The sequence below is a fragment of the Herbaspirillum sp. meg3 genome (genome assembly GCF_002257565.1).
Taxonomy (GTDB): Bacteria; Pseudomonadota; Gammaproteobacteria; order Burkholderiales; family Burkholderiaceae_D; genus Herbaspirillum.
The window spans coordinates 1,294,893-1,321,794 of sequence record NZ_CP022736.1 but is presented as its reverse complement, the minus strand read 5'-3'; the positions used below and the strand labels follow the sequence as shown (position 1 = coordinate 1,321,794).

General features: G+C 59.8%; 25 protein-coding genes and 1 other RNA gene. 10 read left to right on the top strand and 16 right to left on the bottom strand.

The window, feature by feature from the left end; translation table 11 throughout:
• From hmeg3_RS06015 to hmeg3_RS06000, 4 genes are all read right to left on the bottom strand, one after another.
• Entirely contained in the window at nucleotides 1–2,589 is a 2,589-nt protein-coding gene (locus tag hmeg3_RS06015) for a branched-chain amino acid ABC transporter ATP-binding protein/permease (RefSeq protein WP_232511903.1), read from the bottom strand.
• Nucleotides 2,586–3,464: a branched-chain amino acid ABC transporter permease gene (locus tag hmeg3_RS06010; RefSeq protein ID WP_094562934.1), complete on the bottom strand. Its 879-nt coding sequence runs from the start codon at nucleotides 3,462–3,464 to the stop codon at nucleotides 2,586–2,588. The genes hmeg3_RS06015 and hmeg3_RS06010 overlap by 4 nt, the downstream gene beginning before the upstream one ends.
• Before the next feature lie 60 nt (nucleotides 3,465–3,524).
• A non-coding RNA gene (locus hmeg3_RS06005) (sX9 sRNA) lies at nucleotides 3,525–3,599 on the bottom strand.
• A 62-nt stretch (nucleotides 3,600–3,661) separates the two neighbouring features.
• Complete coding sequence (locus hmeg3_RS06000) at nucleotides 3,662–4,849, bottom strand: ABC transporter substrate-binding protein (protein WP_094562933.1); 1,188 nt, start codon at nucleotides 4,847–4,849, stop codon at nucleotides 3,662–3,664.
• A gap of 240 nt (nucleotides 4,850–5,089) precedes the next feature.
• Here hmeg3_RS06000 and hmeg3_RS05995 point away from each other — a divergent pair, with 240 nt between their 5' ends.
• From hmeg3_RS05995 to hmeg3_RS05985, 3 genes are read left to right on the top strand one after another with little or no spacing between them, the layout of a single operon-like run.
• The gene (locus tag hmeg3_RS05995) at nucleotides 5,090–6,088 is read left to right on the top strand and encodes a polysaccharide deacetylase family protein (protein WP_232511902.1); all 999 of its coding nucleotides are present in this window, start codon (nucleotides 5,090–5,092) and stop codon (nucleotides 6,086–6,088) included.
• Nucleotides 6,089–6,092: 4 nt separating this feature from the next.
• Nucleotides 6,093–7,289, top strand: coding sequence for an amidase (locus tag hmeg3_RS05990; protein WP_094562932.1), 1,197 nt, complete (start codon nucleotides 6,093–6,095; stop codon nucleotides 7,287–7,289).
• Between the two features lie 39 nt (nucleotides 7,290–7,328).
• Entirely contained in the window at nucleotides 7,329–8,138 is an 810-nt protein-coding gene (locus hmeg3_RS05985) for a GntR family transcriptional regulator (protein WP_094562931.1), read from the top strand.
• Nucleotides 8,139–8,215: 77 nt separating this feature from the next.
• Here hmeg3_RS05985 and hmeg3_RS05980 read toward each other — a convergent pair whose 3' ends face one another.
• The 3 genes from hmeg3_RS05980 to hmeg3_RS05970 all read right to left on the bottom strand — a co-directional run bounded on the left by hmeg3_RS05980 (nucleotide 8,216) and on the right by hmeg3_RS05970 (nucleotide 11,004).
• On the bottom strand, nucleotides 8,216–9,232 hold the full coding sequence (locus tag hmeg3_RS05980; protein ID WP_094562930.1) for an LLM class flavin-dependent oxidoreductase: 1,017 nt from the start codon (nucleotides 9,230–9,232) through the stop codon (nucleotides 8,216–8,218).
• Between the two features lie 64 nt (nucleotides 9,233–9,296).
• Nucleotides 9,297–10,325 (bottom strand): NADP-dependent oxidoreductase, encoded by a 1,029-nt coding sequence (locus tag hmeg3_RS05975; protein ID WP_094562929.1) that lies wholly within the window; start codon nucleotides 10,323–10,325, stop codon nucleotides 9,297–9,299.
• An 88-nt stretch (nucleotides 10,326–10,413) separates the two neighbouring features.
• Complete coding sequence (locus tag hmeg3_RS05970; protein WP_094562928.1) at nucleotides 10,414–11,004, bottom strand: TetR/AcrR family transcriptional regulator; 591 nt, start codon at nucleotides 11,002–11,004, stop codon at nucleotides 10,414–10,416.
• A gap of 183 nt (nucleotides 11,005–11,187) precedes the next feature.
• Between hmeg3_RS05970 and hmeg3_RS05965 the strand changes: the two genes are divergently transcribed.
• Genes hmeg3_RS05965 through hmeg3_RS05955 form a run of 3 tightly spaced genes read left to right on the top strand, consistent with a single transcriptional unit; the run spans nucleotide 11,188 to nucleotide 13,602 of the window.
• Nucleotides 11,188–11,739, top strand: a complete 552-nt coding sequence (locus tag hmeg3_RS05965; RefSeq protein WP_094562927.1) for an ester cyclase — start codon at nucleotides 11,188–11,190, stop codon at nucleotides 11,737–11,739.
• A 37-nt stretch (nucleotides 11,740–11,776) separates the two neighbouring features.
• Nucleotides 11,777–12,487 (top strand): SDR family oxidoreductase, encoded by a 711-nt coding sequence (locus hmeg3_RS05960; protein ID WP_094562926.1) that lies wholly within the window; start codon nucleotides 11,777–11,779, stop codon nucleotides 12,485–12,487.
• Complete coding sequence (locus hmeg3_RS05955) at nucleotides 12,487–13,602, top strand: alkene reductase (RefSeq protein ID WP_094562925.1); 1,116 nt, start codon at nucleotides 12,487–12,489, stop codon at nucleotides 13,600–13,602. Before hmeg3_RS05960 ends, hmeg3_RS05955 begins: the two co-directional genes overlap by 1 nt.
• On the opposite strand, the gene hmeg3_RS05950 is transcribed toward hmeg3_RS05955, so the two are convergent.
• Nucleotides 13,599–14,504 (bottom strand): LysR family transcriptional regulator, encoded by a 906-nt coding sequence (locus hmeg3_RS05950; RefSeq protein WP_232511901.1) that lies wholly within the window; start codon nucleotides 14,502–14,504, stop codon nucleotides 13,599–13,601. The genes hmeg3_RS05955 and hmeg3_RS05950 overlap by 4 nt on opposite strands.
• Nucleotides 14,505–14,594: 90 nt before the next feature.
• Nucleotides 14,595–15,845 carry an MFS transporter gene (locus hmeg3_RS05945; protein WP_094562923.1) on the bottom strand — a complete coding sequence of 417 codons (1,251 nt, stop codon included), beginning with the start codon at nucleotides 15,843–15,845 and terminating at the stop codon, nucleotides 14,595–14,597.
• Between the two features lie 108 nt (nucleotides 15,846–15,953).
• On the opposite strand from hmeg3_RS05945, the gene hmeg3_RS05940 reads away from it, so the two are divergent.
• A complete protein-coding gene (locus hmeg3_RS05940; protein ID WP_094562922.1) occupies nucleotides 15,954–16,928 on the top strand; it encodes a GlxA family transcriptional regulator in 975 nt (324 codons plus the stop codon).
• Between the two features lie 410 nt (nucleotides 16,929–17,338).
• On the opposite strand, the gene hmeg3_RS05935 is transcribed toward hmeg3_RS05940, so the two are convergent.
• Nucleotides 17,339–18,472 (bottom strand): metallophosphoesterase, encoded by a 1,134-nt coding sequence (locus hmeg3_RS05935; protein ID WP_094562921.1) that lies wholly within the window; start codon nucleotides 18,470–18,472, stop codon nucleotides 17,339–17,341.
• 287 nt (nucleotides 18,473–18,759) lie between these two features.
• Between hmeg3_RS05935 and hmeg3_RS05930 the strand changes: the two genes are divergently transcribed.
• The gene (locus tag hmeg3_RS05930) at nucleotides 18,760–19,749 is read left to right on the top strand and encodes an SDR family oxidoreductase (protein ID WP_094562920.1); all 990 of its coding nucleotides are present in this window, start codon (nucleotides 18,760–18,762) and stop codon (nucleotides 19,747–19,749) included.
• Here the strand turns inward: hmeg3_RS05930 and hmeg3_RS05925 are convergent.
• The 4 genes from hmeg3_RS05925 to hmeg3_RS05910 are packed head-to-tail and all read right to left on the bottom strand — an operon-like array spanning nucleotide 19,737 to nucleotide 22,864.
• Nucleotides 19,737–20,573 carry an amidohydrolase gene (locus hmeg3_RS05925; RefSeq protein WP_094562919.1) on the bottom strand — a complete coding sequence of 279 codons (837 nt, stop codon included), beginning with the start codon at nucleotides 20,571–20,573 and terminating at the stop codon, nucleotides 19,737–19,739. The genes hmeg3_RS05930 and hmeg3_RS05925 overlap by 13 nt on opposite strands.
• Before the next feature lie 25 nt (nucleotides 20,574–20,598).
• On the bottom strand, nucleotides 20,599–21,606 hold the full coding sequence (locus tag hmeg3_RS05920) for a hydroxyacid dehydrogenase (protein ID WP_094562918.1): 1,008 nt from the start codon (nucleotides 21,604–21,606) through the stop codon (nucleotides 20,599–20,601).
• A gap of 48 nt (nucleotides 21,607–21,654) precedes the next feature.
• Complete coding sequence (locus hmeg3_RS05915) at nucleotides 21,655–22,281, bottom strand: OmpA family protein (RefSeq protein WP_232511900.1); 627 nt, start codon at nucleotides 22,279–22,281, stop codon at nucleotides 21,655–21,657.
• Nucleotides 22,274–22,864, bottom strand: a complete 591-nt coding sequence (locus tag hmeg3_RS05910; protein ID WP_232511899.1) for a FecR domain-containing protein — start codon at nucleotides 22,862–22,864, stop codon at nucleotides 22,274–22,276. The genes hmeg3_RS05915 and hmeg3_RS05910 overlap by 8 nt, the downstream gene beginning before the upstream one ends.
• 284 nt (nucleotides 22,865–23,148) lie before the next feature.
• On the opposite strand from hmeg3_RS05910, the gene hmeg3_RS05905 reads away from it, so the two are divergent.
• The gene (locus hmeg3_RS05905; RefSeq protein ID WP_094562916.1) at nucleotides 23,149–23,673 is read left to right on the top strand and encodes a hypothetical protein; all 525 of its coding nucleotides are present in this window, start codon (nucleotides 23,149–23,151) and stop codon (nucleotides 23,671–23,673) included.
• Nucleotides 23,674–23,764: 91 nt separating this feature from the next.
• Here the strand turns inward: hmeg3_RS05905 and ppk2 are convergent, their stop codons facing one another.
• Both ppk2 and hmeg3_RS25020 read right to left on the bottom strand, forming a co-directional pair.
• The gene (gene ppk2 / locus hmeg3_RS05900; protein ID WP_094562915.1) at nucleotides 23,765–24,673 is read right to left on the bottom strand and encodes a polyphosphate kinase 2; all 909 of its coding nucleotides are present in this window, start codon (nucleotides 24,671–24,673) and stop codon (nucleotides 23,765–23,767) included.
• 161 nt (nucleotides 24,674–24,834) lie between these two features.
• Nucleotides 24,835–25,128, bottom strand: a complete 294-nt coding sequence (locus hmeg3_RS25020) for an oxidoreductase-like domain-containing protein (protein ID WP_232511893.1) — start codon at nucleotides 25,126–25,128, stop codon at nucleotides 24,835–24,837.
• Nucleotides 25,129–25,309: 181 nt separating this feature from the next.
• Here hmeg3_RS25020 and hmeg3_RS05890 point away from each other — a divergent pair, with 181 nt between their 5' ends.
• Entirely contained in the window at nucleotides 25,310–26,887 is a 1,578-nt protein-coding gene (locus hmeg3_RS05890) for a sensor domain-containing diguanylate cyclase (RefSeq protein ID WP_094562913.1), read from the top strand.
• Nucleotides 26,888–26,902 lie beyond the last annotated feature (15 nt).

Here is a 26,902-nt window from a genome sequence, read left to right as displayed (position 1 = left end):
TCAGTGTCCGCCCAGATAGGCTTTTGCCAGCGCATCGTTGGCGGCGATTTCTGCAGCGCGGCCTTCGGCGACGACGCGGCCGCCTTCGATCACATAGGCGCGGTCGGCCAATGCCAGCGCCAGCGCCGCCATCTGATCGACCAGCAGGATGGTCATGTCTTCGTCGCGCAAAGCATCCAGTGCGGCAAATAATTCTGCGATTACCTTCGGCGCAAGGCCGAGCGATGGTTCATCCAGCAACAGGATGCGCGGCCGCGACATCAGCCCGCGCGCCACCGCCAGCATTTGCTGCTCACCGCCGGATAGCAGGCCTGCACGATGATACAGGCGCTCGCGCAAACGCGGAAAACGGGTAAGCATTTCCTCGACGCGTGTGTCCATGTCTTTGGGATAGAGGAAGGCGCCGAGGCGGATATTGTCCAGCACGCTCAGTTCGGGGAAAACCTGGCGGCCTTCCGGCACCAGCACTACGCCATGCTTGACGATTTCTTCGGCGCGCAGATGCATCAGGTTGACGCCGCCGACGTGGATGCCGCCGCGCACCGGGCGATGCAAACCGGAGAGTGCGCGCATCAGCGTCGACTTGCCTGCGCCGTTGGCACCCAGCAGCGCTACCATCTCGCCCTGCTTCACTTGCAGGTTGATGCCGTGCAGGACAGGTTCCGCACCGTAACCCGTGACCAGCTCGCCGACGCCGAGCAATTCCTTGCCGCAGCGGCTGCCACGGATACGTGCTTCGGCCTGCATTGCTTCGCCGAGATAGGCCTGGCGTACGGCTGGATTGTCCTGAATCTCTTGCGGCGTACCGAGCGCCAGGCGCTGACCCGCGTCGAGCACGACGATGCGATCCGAGATGTCCATCACCAGCGACATGTCGTGTTCCACCAGTACCACGCTGATGCCGGCAGCAGCGATGCGTTGCAGCAGGCGCGCCAGTTTTTCCTTGTCTTCACGCGACAGGCCGGCGGCTGGTTCGTCTAGCAGCAGGACATCGGGATCGGTCGCCAGTGCGCGCGCAATTTCCACCAGACGACGGTCAACGTGCGCGAGATCGGCAGAGGGAATATCGACCGCGCCTTCGTAGCCGCAATACGCCAGCAGCTCACGACTGCGCTCACGAATAGCGACAGCGCTGAAACGGCCGGCGTTGAGCAGACCGCCGAGTTTGCCCTTGGCCATGGCCAGCGCGACGTTGTCTTCCACCGTCAGCGTGCCGAACAGTTGCGAGGTCTGATAGGTACGCGCAACACCATGACGTGCAATGCGGAAAGCAGACAAGCCGGCGAGCGGTTTATCCTGCAACGAGAAGCCGCCCAGCGACGGTTTGTAGAAGCCGCTCAGCATGTTCAGCGCTGTGGTTTTGCCCGCACCATTGGGGCCGATCAGGCTGGTGACAGCCGCAGCCGGAACATCGAAACTCAGATCGCCGACCGCGCGCACACCGCCGAAAATCATCGTCAGACCGTCTGCGCGCAAAGTACGGCGATCGCGTTGCGGCAATACCGCCTGGTGCAGTCCTTGCGGCACATCGTCGAACGACGGTGTCATGACGCCATTCACGATAGCTGGCTTCCTGACTATTTTTTGAGCAAGCTGGCGCAGCATGCCGATTACACCGTCCGGCGCAATCCACAACACCAGCAACAGCAAGCCACCGAAAAACAGCAGACGATAATCTTCCAGACTCGACAGCAATTCCGGCAAGACGCCAACGATGATCGCCCCGATCAGCGGACCCATGGTGGAACCCGCACCACCCACCACAACCACCAGCACGAACAGAATCGACTGCATGAAGCCGAAGGTATCCGGCGTGACGAACGTCGACAATGGCGCAAACAATCCACCCGCAAGACCCGCCAGCATGGCCGACACGGCGAAGGCGACGGTCTTGATCACCAATGGATTGAGACCGATGGATTCGGATGCGGTCTCGCTGTCCTTGACGGCGCGCATTGCAGCGCCCCAGGTACCGCGTGCCAGCCAGCAGAACGCAGCGAGCAAAACGGCGGCACTGCAGATCGCCAATAACGCGATACCGCGTTCGCCCTGCACGACGCCACCAAACCCCGGTGCGGCAATACTCATGATGCCGTTCTGACCGCCGGTGAGTTCGCGCATTTCAATGATGGCATGCTGCACGATGAAGCTGAACGCAATCGTGATCATCGCCAGATAAGGTCCCTTTACGCGCAGCGCAGGCAAGGCCAGCAATGCACCCAACGCACCAGCGATCAAGGCCGCCAGCGGCCACGCCATCCAGAAGCTGACGCCGAATTTGGTCGTGAGAATCGCCACGGTGTAAGCACCGATGGCGTAAAAACCGATATGCCCGAACGACACCTGTCCGGTCAAACCAAGCAGAACATTGAGACCGATGCCGACCATCGCCATCAGAGCGATGCTGGTCAGCACGAACACGTAATAACTGTTGACGGTCAGTGCCAGACAGCACACCGCAACAAACGCTGCGAGGCCCACCGACAACTGCAACGGCGAAGCCAGACCGAGCAAACGGCGCGGCGCCGAGGATGCAGCGGCGGCTTTCTTCGCCACCGCCACGACCGGAGAAGGAGGAGTAGTCATCATACTTTTTTCACCTGTGCGCGACCGAACAGGCCATTGGGACGAATTGCCAGCACCACGATCACCAGCGCGAAGGTGATGATCTGGGTATAGCCGGAACCGAGCGTGGAGGTGATCATCGCCTCTGCAATACCGAACAGCAGACCGGCGATCATCACGCCCCAGGCGCTGGTAATGCCGCCGAGGATGGCAACGGCAAATGCCTTCAGCCCGAACAAAGTCCCCATGTCAGCATTGACGTTGAACAGCGGCGCAATCAACACACCGGCGATGCCCGCCAGCAGCGTCGACAAGGCAAAGGCAACTGCGATGGCGCGTACGATGGGGATGCCCATCAATCGCGCAGCGTCGCGGTTTTGCACCACCGCCAGCATGGCGATGCCCCAGCGCGTGCGGCGCGAAATACGATGCAGCACGGCAGCCAGCAGCAAACCGACGACCGGGATCAGCAACTGCAGCGGATACACGCCCAGACCAACACCGCCGACTTCAATCGACGACAGCGCCAGCGGCGACGGCAGACTGCGCGGCTCCTTGCCGAAGGTGTGCATGACGACGTTGTCGAGCACGATGCCGAGTGCCACCGTCGACATCAGCCAGGCATTGGAACCACGATTGGCAAAAGGCCGCACGGCCAGGATCTCCACCGCCAGACCGTACAGCGCGCACAAAGCCAACGCCAGCAAGATCGCCGACCACATCGGCCAGCCCAGCGTCTGCGAAAACGTGAAACACAACACCGCCCCCAGCATCATGGAACTGCCCTGCGCAAAATTGACAGTGCCCGATACCGCATAGGTAATATAAAACCCCAGCGCCATCAGGCCATACATACTGCCTAGTCCCAGACCGCTGATCAGTGCCGACAACAGCAACATCTTTTTCTCCCCAAATTTCTCTTAGCTAAATCGTCTTGCCGCTACTTACGCTCGAAAACCGGTTCACGATCCGTAGCGAGAGGCCGTCAGCCGGTGGCGGCCGGAGCGGACGAACCGAAATGTACTTAAGTACATGAGGATTCGGAGCACCGCCCGACGCCGGATCACGGCCTCGCAGTAGGATCATGAGCCGGTTTTTACTGGGTCATGCCAACGGGAAGTATCTTGTTATCGATAAACTGCGCCCAGACATAGTCATCCGCTTGCAGTCCGTCATGCACGGTTGGCGAGAACGGTTTGACGTAGGTCTTGATCAGGCCTTCGTAGCGATCGATCTTGTAGAAGCCTTCGCGGATTGCATCGCCGTTGGTGGAACCTGCCTTGGCAATCGCCAGTGCAGCCAGCTGCATGCCGTCGTAGGCGTTGGCGACGCCGACTGCCGGTGTGATGTCATCCGGCCCCTTGATGTTCTGATACTTGGCCTTCAGATCCTTGACCACTTTTTCGCCGACCGGCGACAGCTTGCCGAAGAAGCTGAAGGTCTGGACGAAGTGAACGTTCTTGGCATTCGGTCCGGCCAACTCGGTAAAGCGTCCGCCTGCAGGCCCCCAGTGCGATACCACCGGCACTTTCCAGCCCATGCGGTCGAGCGACTTCACCACCTGCGCCGACGGGCCGACGTTACCGACCAGGAACAAGGTATCGGCGCCGGCGGCTTTCAGGCGCGTCAGTTGCGGCACGATGTCGACGTCGCTGGCTTCGAACTTCTCGATGCCGGCCGGCTTCATCGACTTCTCGCTCAATGCAGCGACGATGCCCTTCTCATTCGATTCGCCCCATGGGTTGTTGACCAGGATCAGACCGGCCTTGGTGGTCTTGAAGGTTTTTTGTGCGTAGCTCAGCATGGCTTTGTCGACCAGCTCATCCACCGCCGAAACGCGAAAGGCGTAGTTCGGATTGGCGCCGTTTTTGGTGACGCCGGTACCGGCTGCCCACGGCCCCATGAACGGCACTTTCTCTGCGTTGATGATCGGCACGATCGCCATCGATACCGGCGTATCGAGACCACCGAAGACCACCGCTACTTTTTCCTTGAAGATCAGTTCGCGCGCTGCCACCACGCCCTTGGCCGGATTGCCTTCATCGTCGCGGCGCACCAGTTCCAACTTGCGGCCGCCGAGCAGGCCGCCCTTGGCGTTGATTTCGTCGATGGCGATTGTCAGACCGCGCGTGATCGCTTCGCCGGATTGCGCCGATTGGCCGGACAAGGCCGTGACCAGGCCGATCTTGATATTGTCTGCGGCCATTGCCAGCGGCGACAGGGTGGCGGCTGCCAGTGTAGCAATGGCGCTGGCGAGGATGGTGCGGCGCTTGAAACGAATCATGGTGGCTCTCCCGGAACTTGATTAGTGAGGTGACTGTTGAAGTAAACAACTGAGGTCGTTGGTTTTGCGTGCTTCCCGGCATGACTTATGCAAGGGCTATGCCAACTGCCACAATAAATTTTAGTTTTTGCCGACAATATGTATTTAGTATTACCAGCAATAACTTCACTTTATTGATGCAAATATCCATCACATATTGAAATCAAGAATGCACAAACACCGTGCAGAAAGTGGAAAGAGATGAATAAAATGATGCACAGCGAGACAGCAAACGCACCATCATCGACCAGCGACAATCATGGCAATGGCAATCGATTCGGCGCCCTGCCCGTTCATGGCCGCTTCGGTTACTCCGCCATCACGCAGCGTCCACATTACCGCTGGCCCAACGGCGCCGGCCTGGCGGTCTACCTGGGGTTCAACATCGAGCACTTCGCTTTTGGGGAAGGCCTGGGCGCGCGGCTCGGCCCCGCAGGTTCGGAACCCGATGTACTCAACTACGCATGGCGTGAATACGGCAACCGCGTCGGTGCCTGGCGCTGCCTTGAACTGTTCGACAGTCTCGGCTTGCCGGCCGGCGTGCTGGCCAACACGGCGCTCTACGACCATTGCCCGGAACTGATTGCCGCCTTCGTTGCGCGCGGCGACGAACTGATCGGCCACGGTCACACCAACGCGCGTCAGCAAGGCGTACTTGATGAAGCCGCAGAGCTGGCGCTGCTGCAACATTGCCGCGAGCGCATGCAGCAGCACAGCGGTCAGACACCGGCCGGCTGGCTGTCGCCGTGGATTTCAGAAACCATCGCCACGCCCGACCTGCTGCTGGAGAGCGGCTATCGCTACAACCTCAACTGGTGCCACGACGACCAGCCGACGCACATGCAGACGCGCAGCGGCAAGACACTGTGGTCGATCCCCTATCCGCAGGAGGTCAACGACATTCCGATGATCGTGGCGCGCCAGATGGACGGCAAGGATTTCGCCCAGCTCATCATCGACAACTTCGACGAAATGCTTGATCAATCGCGCAAGCAGCCGCTGGTGATGGGCATCGCCCTGCACCCCTACCTGGTCGGCCAACCTTACCGCCTGCGCCATCTGCGCCGTGCGCTGAAACATATTGCGCAGGCGCGCGACAAGGGTGACGTCTGGTTCACTACGCCGGGGGCGATTTGCGAGCACGTCGACGGACTCGAAGTCCTGAAAGCGGAGCCGGCCGTCTCGCTGGTGCAGGGGTAATCGCATGAATACATCTACCTCCGCTCAAGCCCACGAAGATTACGCCCGCGCCTGGGTGCCGCATGGTCACTTCGTCGTCGCCGGTTCGCCGCAAGGATCGCTAACCGGCCTGCGCTTTGCCGTCAAGGACGTGTTCGACGTCGCCGGCCATCCCACCGGTGCCGGCAACCCGGCATGGCTGGCAACGCATCCTGTACCGCACACCAGCAGCCCCATCGTCACGACCTTGCTGGCCGCCGGCGCCACGCTGGTCGGCAAGACCATCACCGACGAACTCGCCTACAGCATCCACGGCGACAATGTCCACTACGGCACACCGATCAATACGCGCGCGCCGGATCGCGTACCGGGCGGCTCGTCGAGCGGATCTGTCGCCGCAGTGGCCGCAGGTTTGTGCGACTTCGCGCTCGGCACCGACACCGGCGGTTCAACGCGTGTACCGGCCAGCTACTGCGGCGTGTGGGGCTTGCGCACCACGCATGGACTGCTGCCGCGCACGGCGATGGTGCCGCTGCAACCCTCTTTCGATACCGCCACGTGGTTTGCGCAGGATGCGGACGTCTTTGAACGCGTGGGCAAAGCTTTGCTGCCGGCGTCATCGCATGACTTCAAGCGTGCCCTGCTGCTGACCGACGTACTGGCGCAGGCCGACGACGTGTTCCACGACAAGATAGAAAAAGTATTCAGTGCTTTTGATGGCGCACGCACGCGTTGTACGCTGGCGGACGCCGGGACGCTGGAAAACTGGCGTCAGACTTATGTCACCGCTTCCGCCTATGAAGGCTGGCAAGTGCATGGGAAATGGATCTCGGAGAATCAGCCCAGCTTCGGCTCAGCAGTCGCCTCGCGCTGGCAGACCGCCGCCGGCATCAGCGCCGACAACGCCGCGCTAGCGGTACAACGCCAACAAGACATTGCCAGACAAGTCAGCAACTTCCTCGGCCAGGACGGCGTCGCGATCATTCCGTCGGCGGCCAGCGTGGCCCCGCTGCTAACGGCCACCGGCGCGGAAGTTGATCAGATCCGCATGCGCACCTTCCGCATCACCTGCATCGCAGGACTGGCGGGTCTGCCGCAGGTCAGTCTGCCGTTTGCTACATACGCAGGGCTGCCGATCGGCGTATCATTGTTGGGCCCGGCAGGCAGCGACCTGGCGCTGATACGGCTGGCGACGGCCTTGTGGAAGCGCTTGCAGCCCTAACGCCCTTGTCGAAAAATTCGCAGCATATTGCAGAAAACGATGAACGATATTTCTCTTCGCAGCACAGGTAAAAAAGCCGCAAGGCCCAAGCCAACGTCCAAACCGGCGGCCCGCACCGGCCGTCCCAAGGTACGCCATGACGCACTGGCAGATGCTTCCGCCAACGCAAATGGCGACGACGGCGAGGACATCATCCAGCGCATCTACCAGACCGTCTTCGCCAGTGTGATGAGCCAGCGTCTGACGCCCGGCACCAAACTACCGGAAGCTGCGTTGTGCGAACTGTTCGGCGTCGGCCGCACGGTGGTGCAAAAGGCGCTGCAAAAACTTGCGCATGAACACATCGTCGAACTGCGTCCCAACCGCGGCGCCATCGTCGCCATGCCCACGCCGGAAGAAACACGCGAAATCTTCGAAGCACGCCGCTCGCTGGAATCCGCCGTGCTGTCACTCGCCGTCAAGAACGCCACCAAGTCCGATCTCGCCAAGCTGCGCCGCCAGCTCAAGGAAGAACACGCCGCCATGCACGACTATGCCCAGACCGACTGGGCACGGCTGGCATCGGCCTTCCACCTGCGTGTGGCGGAACTCTCACGCAATCCCATCCTGCAACGCTATCTGAGCGAACTGATCTCGCGCTGCTCGCTGATCGTGGCCTTGCACGAGCCATCGGGCTACGCCGCCTGCGAACATGACGAACACACCAGCATCGTCGACTTCATCGAAAAAGGCGATGCCGCCGGCGCCATCGCCGCCATGGAAGAACACTTGCTGGTGCTGGAACAACGCATCCATCTGGTCAGCGAGAAGTCGGCCAACAGCCTGGCGCGCATGCTCGGTATGGAGTGAACGCACGGTGTTAAATGAAAAGGCCGGGCCATTTTCATGGACCGGCCTTTATTTTTGTCTCCTGCTTCCCTGCTACTTCAAAACTCCAGTGTCGGCACCTTAGGCGTCAAGGCCTCGCGCGCTTCCGCTACAATTTCAAACGACCGCAAACGCGCCGCGTGATCGTAGATCTGCGCGGTGATCATCAGCTCATCGGCGCCGGTGTCGTCGATGAAGTTTTGCAAACCTTCACGTACGGTGTCGGGCGAGCCGACGATGGCGCAGGACAGCGAACGTTCGACGTGGGATTTTTCTTCCGGACGCCAGTAGTCTTCCATGGTCTCGCGCGGTGGATTCAACTGGCCCGGCACACCGCGCACGAGATTCACAAACTGCTGTTGCAGCGAGGTGAACAAGCGCTCGCCTTCGCGATCCGTATCGGCGGCGAAAACGTTCAGGCCGAGCATGACGTGCGGACGCGCCAGTGCCTCGGACGGCTTGAAGCGGCTGCGGTAAATCTCGATGGCCGACTTCATGAAACCCGGCGCAAAGTGCGAAGCGAACGCAAACGGCAAACCCAGTTCCGCCGCCAGCTGAGCGCTGAACATGCTGGAGCCGAGCAGCCACAGCGGCACGTTCAGGCCATAGCCGGGCACGGCGCGCACGGACTGATACGGCGAAGATTCCTTGAAATATTCCTGCAACTCCACCACGTCTTGCGGGAAGGTGTCGGCACTGTCGCCAAGATGGCGGCGCAAGGCGCGCGCGGTACGTTGATCGGAACCCGGCGCGCGGCCCAGTCCAAGATCGATACGACCCGGATAGAGCGACTCCAGGGTGCCGAATTGTTCGGCAATCACCAGCGGCGAATGGTTGGGCAGCATGATGCCGCCGGCGCCGACGCGGATGGTCTTGGTGTTGGCCGCGATATGCGAGATCACCACCGAGGTCGCCGCGCTGGCGATGCCGGTCATGTTGTGATGCTCTGCCAGCCAGTAGCGGTTGTAGCCGAGGGCTTCCGCCTTCTGCGCCAGCTCCTTGCTGTTTTGAAAAGCTTGCGCGGCGGTGCTGCCTTGATTAATCGGCGATAGGTCGAGTACGGAAAACGGAATCATGCTGTGTCCTTGCTGACGCCCGAGCCGGGCGACTGAAATGCGCTACAAAAAACGCTACAAAAAATTATGCGATCTGAACCACGAGCTTGCCGAAGTTCTTGCCTTCCAGCATGCCCATGAAGGCTTGCGGTGCATTCTCCAGACCTTGCACCACGTCTTCGCGATACTTGATCTTGCCGGCGGCAACCCAGGCACTCATGTCCTTGAAGAACTCGGCGAAATAACCGGCGCGCTGGTAGTAATCGAAAATGATGAAGCCCTGCATGCGGATGCGCTTGGTCAGCAAATTGCGCGGCAGCGTGGCGAGCAAGGCCGCATTCGGTGCGACGCCGCTGTATTGCGCGATCAGGCCGCACAGCGGTACGCGTGCATGCACATTGAGCAAAGGCAGCACGGCTTCGAACACTTTGCCGCCAACGTTTTCGAAATAGACGTCGATGCCTTGCGGGCAGGCGTCCTTGAGTTGTTGCGGCATGTCGTCGCTGCGGTGATCAATGCAGGCGTCGAAGCCAAGTTCTTCCACGGCGTAGCGGCATTTCTCGGCGCCGCCGGCAATGCCGATCACGCGGCAACCCTTGAGCTTGGCGATCTGCCCGACCACGGAACCGACCGCACCGGTTGCTGCCGCAACGACGACGGTCTCACCTTCTTTAGGCTGACCGATGTCGAGCAAGCCCGCGTAAGCGGTGAAACCCGGCATGCCGAACAGGCCGAGCGCATACGATGGACGCGGCATGTTCTTGTCCAGCTTGGTGGCACCGGTGCCGTCGGACAAAGCGTAGTCTTGCCAGCCGGTATAGGCCATCACCAGATCGCCTTCCTGATAATCCGGATGCTGCGACGCCACCACGCGCGACACGGTGCCGCCGGTCATGACGCCGCCGATTTCGACACAGGGTGCATACGACGGCGCGTCGCTCATGCGGCCGCGCATGTAGGGATCAAGCGAGAGATAGTCCGCACGCAACAGGAACTGCCCCGCCGCCGGCGTCGGCACGGCGACTTCTTCGATGCGGAAATTCTCGGGTGCCGGGGCGGCGGCAGGACGCGACGCCAGGACGATGCGACGATTGATGCTTGGGGATTGCGGCATGATACTTTCCTTTGGAAAAAGTGAGTCCCTGCCGACCACGATGTCAGCAGTGTTTGCTTTCAAATTTCAATGGGCGATGCGATCGACTTTATGGTGCAACCAGTACGCGCCGGGTGACATCCATCGCGCCTTCGAGTGCGTCGCGACCTTTGCTCAGCTTGCTGATCAAACTCGCGCCCAGCCACAGCTGATACAGCATCTGCGCCGTCTTGGCAGGTTCCAGCGCGGTATGCAGGGAACCTTCATCGATGCCCTCCTGAATCACGCCGGCGATGCGCACCATGAAAGCTTGTGTGCCTTCATACAGGGCGACGCGCATGTCATCAGAAAGATCCGCCACTTCTGCGCTGAGTTTGACCACGAGGCATTTATGCTCGGTCATCTCGCAGCATTGCGTCTCGATCCAGTGCCCCCAGTAGGTCAGCAGCCGGTCACGGGCGCTCATTTCGCCGGGAGCAAAAATCTTGTCGAGCACTTGCAGGTATTCGTTGACGTATTGCTCGATCAGCTCCTTGCCATAGCCTTCCTTGGAACCGAAGTAATGGTAGAAGGAGCCTTTCGGAATGTCGGCTGCCGCCAGCAGCTCGCTCAAACCCACGCCGGTAAAGCCTTTCTTGGCGATAAGGCCCCGTCCTGCGAGCAGGATGGCGAGTTTGGTTTCGGCGTAGGTATCTCTCATGATTTGGCTATTTTACCCAAAAATTAGACCAGTCGTCTAAAGATCAAAAAAACAGGGTTATTCGGGCAGGCAATTGACCCATCTTCAAAAATATCAAGAAGATGATTCAAGCACCGGACACATTCTCAAGAAAGTCGCTGCGGCCGACAATGCATTCACTTACTTGATACCCGGAGAAACACCATGAAGAACAAGAAATGGACATACGCCCTGGCGCTGACCGGCCTGGCTGTAACGCTGATGAATGCCCCTCTTGCCCAGGCTGCCGAGAACAAGCTGCCGATGCCGCAGCATCTCGCCATCGATCTGCCGGCAGCGGAGATCGCTACCGATGCACGCGTACTGGCAGCACGCCGTTACGCAGCATTCTGGAACACCGGCGATGCACAGCTGGCGCAGCAGGCGCTGAGCCCGTCGTTCATCGATCGCACGCTGCCTGTAGGGCGTCCGCAAGGCGTCGATGGTCCCTTGCAGGCGTCAGCCGGTTTCCGCAAGGCTGTGCCTGATCTGAGTGCAGAAGTGCAGGACATGACGGTAGCCGGTGATCGCGTCGCAGTGCATCTGCGCTTTCGAGGCCACTTCACCGGGGTGTTCGGCGCGCTGCAGGGTAAAGGGCAAGCCATCGATTTTCAAGCCCACGATCTGTATCGCATCCAGGATGGCAAGATCGCCGAGAACTGGCATCTGGAAGACAACCTGACATTGATGCAGCAGCTCGGTGTCATTCAGCAATAAGAACAGAAACACACCACTCATCTACTGAAAGATCATCATGTCCGACACCTCACTGAAAAACCAGCAAGTCGTCGTCATCGGCGGCACTTCCGGCATCGGCCGCGAAGTCGCCAAGGAGGCGGCACAACGCGGCGCCACCGTTACCATTATCGGGCGCTCGGCGAAAGCCGACGATAGTCTGCGCGGTATTGTAGCCATCGCTGCCGACGTCACCGACAACGCCGCCCTCAACCAAGCCTTTGCCGCCATCGGCAGGATCGATCATCTGGTGCTGACTGCCGGCGCTCGCGTCGGGTCGCCCAAGCTGACCGATCTCAAGCGCGACGAACTGGAACTGGCCTTCAACGTCAAGCTGTTCGGTTCGCTGTTTGCGATCCAGGCGGCACAGCCTTACCTGGCGCCCAAGGCGTCCGTGACGCTGACTTCCGGCCTGCTGTCTCGCAAGTTCGGCCCCGGTGGTTTGCTCAAGAGCACGCTGAACGCTGCGGTGGAAGCGACCGCAAAAACCCTCGCGAAGGAACTGGCGCCGCGCCGCGTGAACGTCGTCAGCCCCGGCGTCATTGACACAGAGTTGTGGGGCGAAGCCGGCGCAGAATCGCGCGTAGCGGCAATGGCCCGTATCGGCCAGAGTTTACCGGTGGGCCGTGTCGGCACACCGCAGGATGTCGCGCAGGCATACATGCTTGCCATGGAAAACGGCTTCGTCAGCGGCGCCGTACTGGATATCGAAGGCGGAGGATTACTGTAATGACTAACACCACACCATTGAAAGACTCAACCCTGTTTTCAACATTGCAACTGGGTGAGTCTCAGTTGCCCAACCGTATCGTGATGGCGCCGATGACACGCGCCCGTACCACGCAGCCAGGCAATATCCCCAACCAGATGATGGCCGAATACTATGCCCAGCGCGCAACGGCCGGTCTGATCGTGAGCGAAGCGACACAGATTTCCCCACAAGGCCAGGGCTATTCGTTCACGCCGGGTATCCACACCCAGGAACAGATCGCCGGCTGGAAGCTGGTCACCGATGCCGTGCATGCCAAGGGCGGACGCATCTTCGTGCAGTTGTGGCACGTCGGCCGTGTGTCGCATACGGTATTCCATGACGGTGCTGCGCCGGTTGCGCCGTCAGCCATCCAGCCGCGCGGTACGCAAGTGTGGATTGTGGGTGACGACGGCGTCGGCCGCATGATCGATACCTCGATGCCACGTGAACTGACGGTGGCAGAAATCGCCAACATCGTCGAAGACTTTCGCCAGGCGGCGGCCAATGCGATGAAAGCCGGCTTTGACGGCATTGAATTCCATGGCGGCAACGGCTACCTGATCGATCAGTTTCTACGCACGGTCTCCAACCATCGCACCGATCAGTACGGCGGCAGCGTCGACAACCGCGTACGCTTTTTGCGCGAAGTGGTGACGGCAGTGGTCAAGGAAATCGGCGCAGAACACGTCGGGGTAAGACTGGCTCCTTACATCACCATCAAGGACATGGCCGATCCGGAAATCGTCGACACCATCCTCTACGCCGCCGGCGAACTGGAAAAACTCAAGGTCGCCTATATCCATTTATCCGAAGCCGACTGGGACGACGCGCCGACGATTCCCGAAGACTTCCGCCACAAGTTGCGCGCCGCTTACTCGGGACGCATCGTGGTGGCCGGACGTTATGACAAGGATCGCGCAGGCAAGATATTGGCTGATGGACTGGCTGACCTGGTGGCCTTCGGCAGGCCTTTCGTCGCCAATCCGGATTTGCCGAAACGCCTGCAGGAAAATCTGGCGCTGGCCGACCTCGACGGTGCGACCTTGTTTGGTGGCGATCAGCGCGGCTATAGTGACTATTCACCGGTCACCTAAAAAGCGATGCCCAGCTCCTCCAGTGCGGCGGACTGGGCAGCGAAACGCTCTTGCAGGAAGTCCAGCAGCAGCTTGACGCGCGGTGGCTGGTGCTTGTTGCGGTGATACAGCGCATGCAGCGGCACCGGCGCCGACAGCTTGTCGGGCAGCACGATGCGCAGGCGTGCCGCACGAACGTCATCGACGATATCAAGCGCGGACTTATACGCATAACCACGTCCCTGCACGGCCCACTTGCGCAGGATCTCGCCGTCGTTGGTTTCGTGATAGTGTTCAAGCTGGATGGATTCGACGCGCTTGCCGCTCTGGAACTGCCACACGTTCATCGGACCGGCCGAGGTCGTCAGCACCAGTGCGGGCCGCTGCGCAAGTTGCGACAATTCCTTCAGTGGACCGAAATGATCGTCACAAGCCGGCGCCACGCAAATCACGCGGCGATTGGGCACCAATGTGCGCGCCACCATGCTGCTGTCGGCGAGCTTGCCGTAACGAATGGCGACGTCGACATCGTCAAGCACCAGATTGGCGTGCGAGTCGGTCAGCGCCAGGACGAAACGCACGTCCGGATAGCGCTGTGAGAATTCCAGCAGATAGTCCTGCAGCAGATTGCGCCCCAGATCCGACGGCGCCGAGATGCGCACCGTGCCTTGCACAAGTTGCTTGCCGGCTTGCAGTTGATGTTCGGCTTCGGTGATGGCGTCGATGGCTTGCTGGCAGTAGTACTGATAGAGCCGCCCTTCTTCCGTCAGCCGCAACTGGCGCGTGGTGCGCTCGAACAGCTTGACGCCGAGCGACTGCTCCAGCCTTTGCATGGCCGCGCTTGAAGCCGCCGGCGACAAGCCGACCTTGCGCCCGGCGGCGGAAAAGCTGCCGGCGGAAGCCGCGCTCAGAAACAGACGCATGTCGCTCAGACGATCCATGACGGAGAAAAGAAGTGGTTGAAGCGGATGATTATTACATCAACCCGACATCAACTCGACATCAACCCGGCATCAACGCGCCTGCCTGAGAAAAATCGGCCACGCAATCAGCGCGCCGACCGCGCCCGCCAGCCACACCGCCGGCCATGATTGCCAAGCCAGCAAGAGCGGTACCGCCTGCGCCGCCAGGAAGAACACCAGGAACACGCAGGTGTTGCCCAGCCCCAGCGCCGTGCCGACCTGATGCGCACCGGCCAGCGTCGCCAGTTCGGTATAAGCCACACCATGCCAGGCCGAAGCGCAGATGCCACCGGCGATCAGCATCAGTACGATGAGCCCCAATACCCATTGCGGCCAGCTTGCCGGCGCCAATGCCGCCAGCACGCCCAATCCGACGAACAGCACTACGCTCAATGCGCTGCAGGTGCGCAGATAACTGCGGCGGTTGCCGTGACGGTCAGTCCAGCGCCCGCTCCAGACCCGCATCACTGCCGCGCCGATCTGAATTGCCGCCATGGTCGCGCTGATCAGGGTCAAGCCGGCATGACCGACGTCGTGCAAGAAGATCGTTGCAAAGGTCAGCACCGACACCTGCGGAAAACACAAAATCCCGATCGCCATCGCCACGCGCCAGACCTTGATGTCACGCAAGGCACTGCGCGTCTGTGCCGGAGCATTCATGTCGGCTGCAACCGCAGGCGGCTCATGCAGCCACAACCACGCCATGGCGGCGCTGAGCAAACAGAACAGCGCCAGCAATCCATACACTGCCGCAAAGCCATGCGCCGACGCCAGTGCCGGCAACACCACTGCACCGACACCGCCGCCGACCGGTACCGCGGTCTGGCGGATGCTCATTGCCAGGCCGCGCTCGCCTTCACGAAACCAGCCCATCACTGCACGGCCGCTGGAGCCGTTGACGCTGCCGCCAAGCAGGCCGACCGTCAGCAAACCCAGCGCCAGTTGCCACATCGTTGGTATGCCATCAATGCCGGGCACAACAAACAAAGCCATCGCCGCCAATGCCAGCGCAGTGGTAATCAGACCGCATAGCAACACGTTGCGGTCGCCCCAGCGGTCGGTCAGCACACCCCAAGGCAATTCGCTCACCGCCACGCCGAGACCGAGCGAACCCAGCACCAGACCAAGTTGCGTGTTGTCGAGACGATAATCGGCGCGCATGAAAATGGCAGTGACGGGGATCCCGGCAAAGGCGGCGGAAAAGCTGGCGTTGGCCAGCACACCGATGCCGAGGATTTTCCAGCGATGGCTGTCCCTGCGCCCGGCGAGTCCCTCCGTCGTAGCTTGTGCGGCTGTGTTCATGATGCGACTCCAAGGTGATTTGACACCCAGAGTGTGCCGTGCCACCATGCGTCCAAAATGACATAAAAACCTCGTTTTTGGACAATCCTCATTTTTGGACAAACTGTCATGCGCAAGATCGGCTTTTTACTCTTCCTCGATTGCAGCCTGCTTGACTTCACCGGCCCGCTGACCGCCTTCGACGTTGCCAACCGGCTCAGTGAAGAACGCTCCGGAGCGTCCCGGCCTTATCAACTGCGCGTGATGTCCGAACAAGGCGGTATGCTGGAAAGTGCATCGGGAACGGCGGTCATCACTCACCCGCTGGACCGCAGCGCATTCGATACGCTGATCATCGCCGGTGGCGCCGGTCCGCGTGAAGGCGTGCTGTCGGCGACCTTGCTGGACTACACCCGCCACGCCGCCGGCCAGGCCCGCCGCGTCGCCAGCGTCTGCACGGGAGCCTTCGTCCTCGCCGCCGCCGGCCTGCTCGACGGCAAGCGCGCCACGACGCACTGGCGCATGGCGGCAAGGTTGCAGCGCATGCACCCGACGGTGCAAGTCGACAGCGACAAGATCTTCATCAAAGACGGCAATGTCTGGACCTCGGCCGGCATCTCCGCCGGCATCGACCTCGCGCTGGCGCTGATTGAAGAAGACCTTGGCGTCGAACTGGCACGCGCCGTCGCCCGCGAACTGGTGGTGTATCACCGTCGTCCGGGCGGCCAATCGCAATTTTCCAACCTGCTGGAAATGGATCCGCCCTCAGGCCGCATCCGCGAAACCCTGAGCTACGCACGCAACCATCTGCATGAATCACTGAATGCAGATCGCCTGGCGGAAATAGCCTGCCTGAGCCGCCGCCAGTTTGACCGCGCCTTCAGCGCGGAGACCGGACAAACACCGGCCAAGGCGATTGAAAAGCTGCGTGCGGAAGCGGCGCGTCCACGTGTGGAAGCAGGAGAAGAGTCATTGGAAAACATCGCCCGCGCCGTCGGCTTCGACGACCCGGAACGCATGCGCCGCGCGTTTCTGCGTGTGTTTGGATATCCCCCGCAAGCGATCAGAAGAGCGCAGCGGAAACAGGAGGCGTTGTATCTGTGAGGATGGAGTTTGCCGGCACGTCGTCACGACGCTGGGACGACGAAATTAAAAAGAAAACGTGAAGTTTGCAGCATCACCAGCACCTGAAGCCACGATGCCGAAGGCGAGCCCCCGGCAAAGCGAAGCGAGCCGGTCTCGAAGTCCGCTTGAGAGTAGCCGGTGACGGCAGGTGCAAATCGGAAAAAGAAGGGAAAAATGTCTGAGCGCAGCGAGTTGTTTTCCCTTCCCGATTTGTGCCTGCCGGCGCCGGGAACCCCGAAGGGGCTACGACCCAGCGGTCGCCTTCTTTTGCTTACTTTTCTTGGCGAAGCAAGAAAAGTGAGCGGCTGCCGGGCCGCCCCCGGCTAGGTTGATCGAAGAAAGAAAAGAATCAGCTACAAAAAGCAGGCAAGTCGGAACAGATCAAATCCTCACGCACTAACCAACCTCAACCTCGTAATCTCCGAAGGCGCCAACAACCTCTTAGGCGGCCCCCAATACCCCGTCCCACGGCTGGTATACACCCACAGATCCTTCAAGCGATTCAACCCGGCAACATAAGGCTGCTGCAACGGCACAAAGAAATTCCAGGGAAAAAATTGCCCCCCATGCGTATGCCCCGACAACTGTAAATCAAACCCAGCATCTGCAGCCGCAGCAGCAGAACGCGGTTGATGCGCCAATAAAACCTTGGTCGCACTGACCGGCGCATTGAGAATTGCCGCATGCGGATCACTACGATGATTCTCATCGAAATGATGTGCGGTGAAATCCGTCACGCCCGCCAGCACCAGCGGCGCACCATGATGCTGCAGCACCACATGCTCGTTCATCAGGACCGTCAGGCCGAGACGTCGCACCTCTTCAATCCAGGCATGCGCATTGGAGTAATACTCATGATTGCCGGTGACGAAGTAAGCGCCGTGACGCGAGCGCAATTGCTCCAGCGGCGCTGTGTGCTCAGACAACTGCTGCACGCTGCCATCAACCAGATCACCGGTGATGGCGATCATGTCGGCCTTCAATGAATTAACCTTGTCGACGATGGCGCGCAAATAGCTGCGCTTGATGGTGGGACCGACGTGGATGTCGCTGATCTGCACGATGGTGAAACCTTCCAGAGCAGGCGACAAGCCCTTGATCGGCACGTCGATGTCGACCACGGCAGCCAGACGGCGTGCATTAGCATAGCCGATCACGGTCAACAGCAAAGCGCACCCAATGACGGCCCAGGCAGTGCTCTCCACCATGTCCGGCGTCAACGCACCAAACAAAGGCAGCACCAGCAACACAATCTCACGCACAATCGTCAGCAGCAGCAGCGATGAAAACAAACCCATGATCAGCATGCCGACCCAGGCCAGGCGATCCGACAAGGGCTGTTGCTTGATGCCGCGCGACAGCAAACCGGCCGGGATCAGCAAATACGACAGCACCAGCAGCAAGGCCCCGGTGGCTTGCCAGGCGGCATCGATACCGAGCGCAGGCAGGATGCGCCAGCCTATCCATGCGTGTAAGGCTCCCAATATGGAAAGCACAAAAACAATCGTGAAACGTGACGGCATGAGACCTCGCGAAGGATAAAAAGATGATGTTGCCGTGCATGTTGGTATGCATACACGCATTTCAATGGCTTGCCCACTGTTGCAGTGTGATTACCTTGCAATCGCCTTGTTTTGCCGGGTTTTGCTGCGTTTTCTTCAGAATTCCTGACAGGCTGCTGAGCAAATTGCCTGCCAGCGTAACAGGCAAGTACGCCGGAAAGAGCAGATGGAAAAATATTTTTGTGCGGCACAATATTGCGGCTTCTCGAACGTCTCCATCTGCATATCTGCCAAATCAGGGAGAAGCCATGCACTACTTTCACACCGCCCCCGCTGCACCCACCGTACCTTTGCGCCGGGTCGTCATCGCCGGGGCCAACGGTCCTACTGCACGTCTGCTCATGCTGTTGCTACGCGATGCCGATGTGCATGTCACCGCGCTGGTGCGGCAACCGCTACGCTTGATCGCCGACGAAGTTGTCACCGACTGGACGCGCAGCGAGCGCAGCTTTGAAGTCATCGCGGAAGCAGATGCCGTCATCCTGCTGACCGGTGTTGTTGCCGCCAACAACTGGGATGCCTATCGGGAAGGCATGGTCGATACCGCCGAACGCATCACGGCTGCGGTGGGCGAGCGCGACACCCGTGTGATTTACTTCTCTCACGTCGGTGCGGACGTCACTGAGGGCAACTGGTATCTGAAAGCCAAGGGATTGGCGGAGCAGGCACTGGCACGTCTGAGCAATGCGGTGATCTTTCGCCACGGCCCGGTAGTGCGCGGCAGCCCGCAACCGCTGCCGTTTGAACTGTCGCTGCAACAACGCGCACCCGATGTCCCGGTGACCGTCTATGGCACCGGTGAACAGCGTTGCAGGCCGATCAATCTGGGCGACATCGCCACCATTGCAGAAGCCGCTGCGCTCGGCGCAGGCAGCGCAGGCACCTATGAATTGGGCGGCCCTGACGAACACAGCCTGAAGGAACTGGTACAACTGGTCAATGGAAGACAGGTGCCCATCCAGACCATCGCTGTCGCACAAGCAGGCGACAATGCCGAGCTACCTGCCACGATGATCGATCTCATCGCCAGAACGCGGACGCCGCATGACGTCGAAGCGACGGCAGCACACTTCGGCATGCAGCTCACCCCGTTGTCGCTGGCATGGCCGCTGGATGATCTCTATGAAGTTGACGATACGGAAGATCACACCATGCAAGCGATGGCCAAGGCAATTGCAGGCGTCACAGCGGCACAAGGGAACTGGCCTGCGTTGCCGCAATACGCTCAGAATCCGTAAAGCGCTGCCGGGTTGTCGACCAGAATGCGCTTGCGTACTTCTGCCGAAGGCGCCCAGACCGGAAACAGATCCAGCAGCGCGCGATTGGACGGCTGGGGATTACGCCTCGGATGCGGCCAGTTGCTGGCCCACAGGCAGCGTTCCGGATAGGCATCGACGAAGGTCTTTGCCAGCACACTGACATCGTCATAATCCGGCGCGCCGGTTTGTGACGTTTCGTAAGGGGCTGACAGCTTGACCCAGCAACGCCCGGTATCGAGCAAGCGCAACAGACTTTTCATGCCGGGATGATCCGGCTTGACCGGCGTAAGAAATTTGCCGTTGTGGTCGATGACGACGCGGCATGGCAACGACTTCAGCACGTCTTCGTATTGTTCAAAATCACGGCCGTCGATTTGCAGATTGATGTTCCAGTTCAGCGGTGCAATCTTTGCGGCGACGGTCTCCAGCATGTCCCAACGCATCACGCCGCCACCATTGGCGATCATCATGAAGCGCACACCGCGTACGCCGGCGGCATCCATCTGCGTCAACTCAGCCTCGGTGACATCGGGCGCAATCGCCACGATGCCGCGCGCGTTGCCGCCTGCCTGTGTCAGCGCATCAAGCGTGCAGCGATTGTCGAAGCCATAACCAGTCGGCTGCACCACCACTGCGCGGGTCAGCCCCAATGCCTGCTGCTCGCGCCGATAGTCCGACCACAAGGCTTGCGGCGGTCTGGATAAGGCCGTCGGCGCCAACTCAAAACGCGTGTAATCGTAGATGTGGATGTGACAATCACAAGCCCCGGCGGGCATATCGTTTGCCTGTGCTGTTGCGGCCATGGGATGTCTCCGTTGAACTGTGCTTTTATGTAGCGGCTGAGGGTCGTAACAGCCGCAACAGCCGCGTCGCCTGATCGGCGTTGACCGCGCCTTCCGGTATGCGTCCCGCAACGATGGCTGCGACTTGATTGACCGTGTCCATGGCCTGATGCTCGGCTGCCTGCGGTGTAAGTCCGCCAATGTGCGGCGTGGCAATCACACGCGGATGGCGCGCCAGATGGGGCGACGGCATCTGGTCGGGGGCCATGCCGACATCAAGAGCACAGGCTGTCATGACGCCATGATCCAGTGCATGCAACAACGCCGCTTCATCAACCAGTTCACCACGCGAGGCATTGATGAAAAAGGCGGACGCCTGCATCTTGGCAAACGCGGCGGCGTTGAACATATGCGCAGTCTCCGCATTGGCCGGCGCCAGGCAGACAACGTAATCGGATTGCGCCAGCAAGGCATCGAAGCTGACCGCAACGTGCGCCGGATCGTCGATACGTGCGTAAGGATCGGCCACCAGCACCTTCATCCCAAGCGTTTGCGCGAGGCGACAGAGATGCTGGCCGATGGTGCCATAGCCTGCTACACCCAGCGTCGCGCCGCGCAATTCGCGTCCCATCCTGACGGCGGGTACGATGCCGTTGCGATAATCCGATACGGCATCGCTGATGTTGCGGCTGAGGTCGAACATCGCGGCCAGCACCCACTCTGCGACCGAGGCTGCAAAGCCGGGCGTGGCGTGTGTCACGAGTACACCGTTGCGGCTGGCGGCAGCAACGTCGATGGTGCGGATGTCTACGGCGCCGCGGCAATAGGCGACCAGTTGCGGCAGATTGTCGAACAATTCTGCTGTCGCAGCGGGAATGCGCGGTGCGACGATGATGTCGCAACCGGCGGCTTCACGCGCCAGATCGGCGGGTGTCAGCGCCACTTCACTCTGATTCAATCGCACCTCGCCGAGCGCTTGCAAACGCGTCAGGGCGCGCTCGCCATAGTAATTGACGCGCGTTTGCGGCGAATACGCCAGATAGATAGTGGCCATGTCTCTGAATGTGGTGAAACTGATGATGCGGCGTTTTGTTAGCGATTCTTAGCGCAGCTTGATTTCTACGTAACGATTACCCGGCTCCGGCACACCCTTCTTCGCAGGGACACGCGGTTCGCGAGATCCTTTGCCGATCACCTCGATGCTGATCAGGTTGACTTTAGCACGGATCAATTCGCGCTCGATCAGCTTGGCGCGCCGTACCGACAGCGTGTCGTTGAAGGCATCGTTGCCGATGTTGTCGGCGTGGCCGATAACGATGAATTCGCCCGCGGGGAATTGCTTGAATTCTTCAATCGCCTGATCGAGAAATTTGCGTGCGGCGGGCGTGAGACGGTCGCGCCCCAGTTCGAACAGCAAAACATAGGTACGCGGCCGCAAGGGCAAGTTGTCCATCACCGGAGCATAGCGCGCCTGCACCTGGGCTTCGCTCAGGGTCAGCGTCTTGCCGGCTTTGCCGCCGTCGGTTTCCACCGAGGCGTAGGGCGTGGTCAATGGTGTCTCGCCGGCATTGGTCTTGACCACGATGCTGCTGGATGAACCATCCGGTTGCGGCAACAGGACGAAACGTTCCTTCGGTCCGGCGCAACCGGTCAGAAGAGCAAAGCCCGCGAGACAGCTCCAGAATGCGAGGAGCTTACCCAGGCGCGTACCGCCGCCAGGCTTATTCACTGGCCACGTCCACGATGAAATCGGTGCCGCGTATGCCGATGGTCGCCGTCGGCGTCATGACTTGCTGACGCTCCGGAGCGTGCTTGCCGATCAGGCCGGTGACGTAGCGCAAGGTGCCCTTGACCACGCGCACGGCGACGTTGCCTTCGCCGGAGCTTTCATTGAAATTGTATTGTTCGAGCACGAATGTGCTCTTGGGACCGAGCGACACCAGCGTGTCGTCGCGCAGGGTAATGCCGACTGCAGCGCCATCGCCGGTGACGACGCGATCACCGGAGAACAGGCGATCGCCGACGTGGACAATGACCGGCGGTGAGGTCGATGGCGGTGAAGCAGCTTGCGCTCCGCTTGCCTGAGCGGGCTTTTGCGCCGCTCCCTGACGCAGCACTTGCACATCACCGCGCACCACCTTGATGATGCCGGCCTGAACATAGTCCTGTACCTCAGCGTACGCGAGTGGACTGACGCAAACCAGCGCGATGGCCAATCCCCATGACCGATGAAACAAAACGATTCCCTGCCCCATGATGCCTGCCTTTTTATTGTCTCTATCGGGTTGATCGGCGTGTGATGTCTGATGCAAGGCGGCATTCCCCGGTTGCCTTTGCTGTCGGACATTATAGCTGCAATATTTCCGCGCGACATGATTGTCTTTTACCAACATCGGCCATGGGAGAGGCTTTGCGACGATCAAGAAATAAATTCTGCATAAAACAAGGGCAAATTTCCCGCCTGCCCTGTCAATCTCTGCGCGAGAAGAGGATAATGGAGGGTCAAACTGATTTTTCAGGCTGGCCGCCACGGATTGCTGATTTCCTCTTCCGATCCCCTCGCGCGCGGTCGCCATCATTACTGGAAGTACATATTTTGACTACGACAAGAAGCAAACGCTGGAACGGCAATATCGAATCCCTGAAGGCCGACTACCTGACCGGTGTCATCACCCAGATGGATACTTACGGCGATCGCGTGCAGTTCGCGCTGGTCACCTCGGGTAACGGCCCGCGCTATCAGCTCACCAACAGCGCCGGCAAGAAGATGGCCTTCGACGGCAACCATCACCTGCATCATCCTGAAGAAGCCGAGTTCGCTCCCGGCAACTCCACCGGCGTATTCACCCTGGAACAGATCAAGCTGGCCAAGGTCGGCGGTCTGAAGCCGGCACGTACGATGAGCACCGGCACCGTCAAGCGCGCCAGCACCACGCGCGCGCCGAGCGCCGCAACCCGCGCCAAGGATCTGGTCGACAGCGAGAAGTACGAATACTTCAAAGCCAATCGCTCCACGCTGCCTGACACCATCGGCGAGCACTCCACGGAAATCACCGCCATGATGCGTGCCGGCATGTCGGCTGAACAAGCGTTTGGTGAAGTCCTGAAAAAGTATTTCTGAGCGATCCTCAATTTTCCGCACAACAAAAAACGGGAGCCTTGGCTCCCGTTTTTTCATTGCATCACAACCCCTGCTACGCTGACCGAAACAATCAATACACTTCCGGCACCACGATTTCGCTCGATACTTCGCGGCGGAAGTAGTCGTCGTGACGCACGCGTTCAGGCAGCGAGATCGGCGAGTGTTCGACTTCGCCGTACGGCATCTGGCCCAGCAAGTGATGGATGCAGTTCAGGCGCGCTTTTTTCTTGTCGACGGCCTGTACGACCCACCATGGCGCTTCGGGGATGTGGGTGCGCTCCAGCATGATTTCCTTGGCCTTGGTGTAGTCCTCCCAGCGACGGCGCGATTCCAGGTCCATCGGGCTGAGTTTCCACTGTTTCAGCGGATCATGGATGCGGCTCAGGAAGCGCATGTGCTGCTCTTCGTCGGTGATGGAGAACCAGTATTTGATCAGCTGAATGCCGGAGCGCGCCAGCATGCGCTCGAACTCCGGTGCGGAGCGGAAGAATTCTTCATACTGGTCATCCGTACAAAAACCCATGACGCGCTCGACACCGGCGCGGTTGTACCAGCTGCGGTCGAACAGCACGATCTCGCCAGCGGCCGGCAGATGCGAAATATAGCGCTGAAAATACCATTGCGTGCGTTCTCGGTCGTTCGGCGCCGGCAGAGCGGCAACACGGCACACGCGTGGATTGAGGCGCTGAGTGATGCGCTTGATGACACCGCCCTTGCCTGCTGCGTCGCGGCCTTCAAACAAGATAACTACCTTGTGACCGGTGGCGACCACCCAATCCTGCAACTTGACCAGCTCGGCTTGCAGGCGGAACAGTTCACGGAAATACAGACGGCGATCCGCCTTGTCCTGCTCGCTGCGGGCATCTACGCCTTCGGCCAGCTCTTCAATCGTGCGATCCTCAATTTCCAGTTCCAGCTCTTCGTCATAGCTGTCCGCCAGTTCACGGTGGATGCGGCGTACCAGTTCTTCGTCGTTCATTTTTTCTCCATCTGGGTCTGAACCGGTCTGGCAGACCGGCACCCGGTTTGTCGGTCAGGGTACCGTCAGAACTTACACGAAGAATATGACCCTCAAATGACAGAAGACTTCTGCCACGCGCATAGTGCGTCGTCCAGAGCTATCTGAAGCACCTGGACGGCTTATTGCTTTCTGGCAGCGGCATCCCGGCGCGCTTGCCATTCTTTCAAGGCAAGTCGATAACGCTCCAATGCATCCTGATAAATATCAAAAATGCAGGGATCGCAACCGCTCTGACAGCAATCTTCGAGCTGAGGCTCTATCGGCGGTGTCGGTGGCGGGTCGTTGTCGGTCAATGCGGGCATGGAAGATAAAAAGAAAAACGTCGGACAAGCGTCCAAAATCGTCCAATTATAAAGTCGCCGGACAGCATTGCTGCGGGTCAATGCATCGACCGTGGCACCTGAATAGAGCACAAATGATGCAGCCTTGTCGCGGCCTTACCCTTGCAATGTGGGTAATTTGCCCAAAGAGAACAAACTGCCGCGAATTCGATACCTATTTCTAGTAGCATGGAAGGCGCAGACGCTGGCCATTCCTATAGCGCGCGACGAGACCGCGCACGCCGGCAAGCCGATAATAACCACGATGCCTGTTATGACCGTAATACGACGATTGAAAGACCTGAGCACCGCAAGCGCGGGCGAAACATCCCCTATCGTTTTCAGGGCAAAGATTTTCTTCTTTCTCGTCTGCCTGTCGCTGCTATCCGTCGATGGCTGGCAAGCATGGAAGAACCGTACCGAGCAGTTGCGCGACACGGAAAACACCATGGTCAACATGGCCCGCGCACTGGCCCAGCATGGCGACGATACACTCAAGGCCGCCGATCTGATTCTCAGCGGCGTCATCGAACTGATGGCGGCCGATGGCCTTGGCGAAAAAATGAAGCCGCGGCTGCACGAACTGCTGAAATCCCGCGTCGCCGAGTTGCCGCAACTGGCCGGCCTGTTCGTACTCAATGCCGACGGCTATGCGGTAGTCGACTCCAATGAAGTCCTGTTCAGCAACAACGTGAACGACCGCAATTATTTCCAATACCATCGCGACCATGCCGACCTGGGCCCCTACGTCGGGCCTTTGGTCAAGAATCCTGCCGGCGCCTGGCGGCTCACCGTATCGCGCCGCATCAACAATCCCGATGGCAGCTTCAGTGGCGTGGTCGTGGCAGCGATCGACATTGACTACTTCCGCAACTTTTACAACACGTTCAATATCGGCGAAAGCGGCCTGATCATTCTCGGCCTCAATAATGGCACGCTACTGGTGCGGCGACCGTTCTTCGACAAATATGTGGGTTCGGATCTGCGCAAGGTGCCGATCTTCCGCGACTACGTCACCAAAAACCACGATGGCACACACATCGCGCCTTCCACCGTGGACGGCAAGGACAAGATCAACGCCTACCGGCATTTCAACCAGTTTCCGATGTTCGTCGCCATTGCCTTGTCCAAGGACGAGGTGCTGGACGGCTGGATGGATGACACCATGCGCCATACGGCAGCCATTCTCATCCTGATCCTGATCCTGGCGGTGCTCGGCAACTGGCTGTTGAGCCAGATCAAGCTGCGCCTAGAAACCGAAGCCAAGCTTGTCATCGCGCACGACAACCTCGATCAGTTGAACAAGCACCTGCAGAATCTGGCACTGGAAGACGGCCTGACGGGGCTGGCGAACCGACGCCATTTTGACATCGTGCTCAGCGAAGAATTTGCACGGGCATTACGCAACAGGGAAACGCTGGGCCTGATCATGATCGATGTTGACTGGTTCAAGCAGTACAACGACATTTACGGACACCGTGCGGGCGACGATTCTTTGCGCCGCATCGCCGACATGATCAAGGAGGTACCGCAACGCACCGGCGACCTGGCTGCGCGCTACGGCGGTGAGGAAATGGCTGTGCTGCTGCCGCAAACAACGCTGGAGTCGGCGGCCATCATCGCCGAACGCTTGCGCGCCGATATTGCTGCACTCGATATCCAGCATGCCGCCAGCCCGCTGACTATCGTCACCATCAGCGTGGGCGTCGCCGTCATTCGTCCGAGCTTGCCATCGGACACGCCGGAACAACTCGTGGAAGAAGCTGACCGCGCCCTTTATATCGCCAAAGCCAAGGGCCGCAATCGTGTCGTGCGCAGTGATGAGGGCAGGACCGAGACCACGCTTTCCTGAGCCTCACCTTAACTT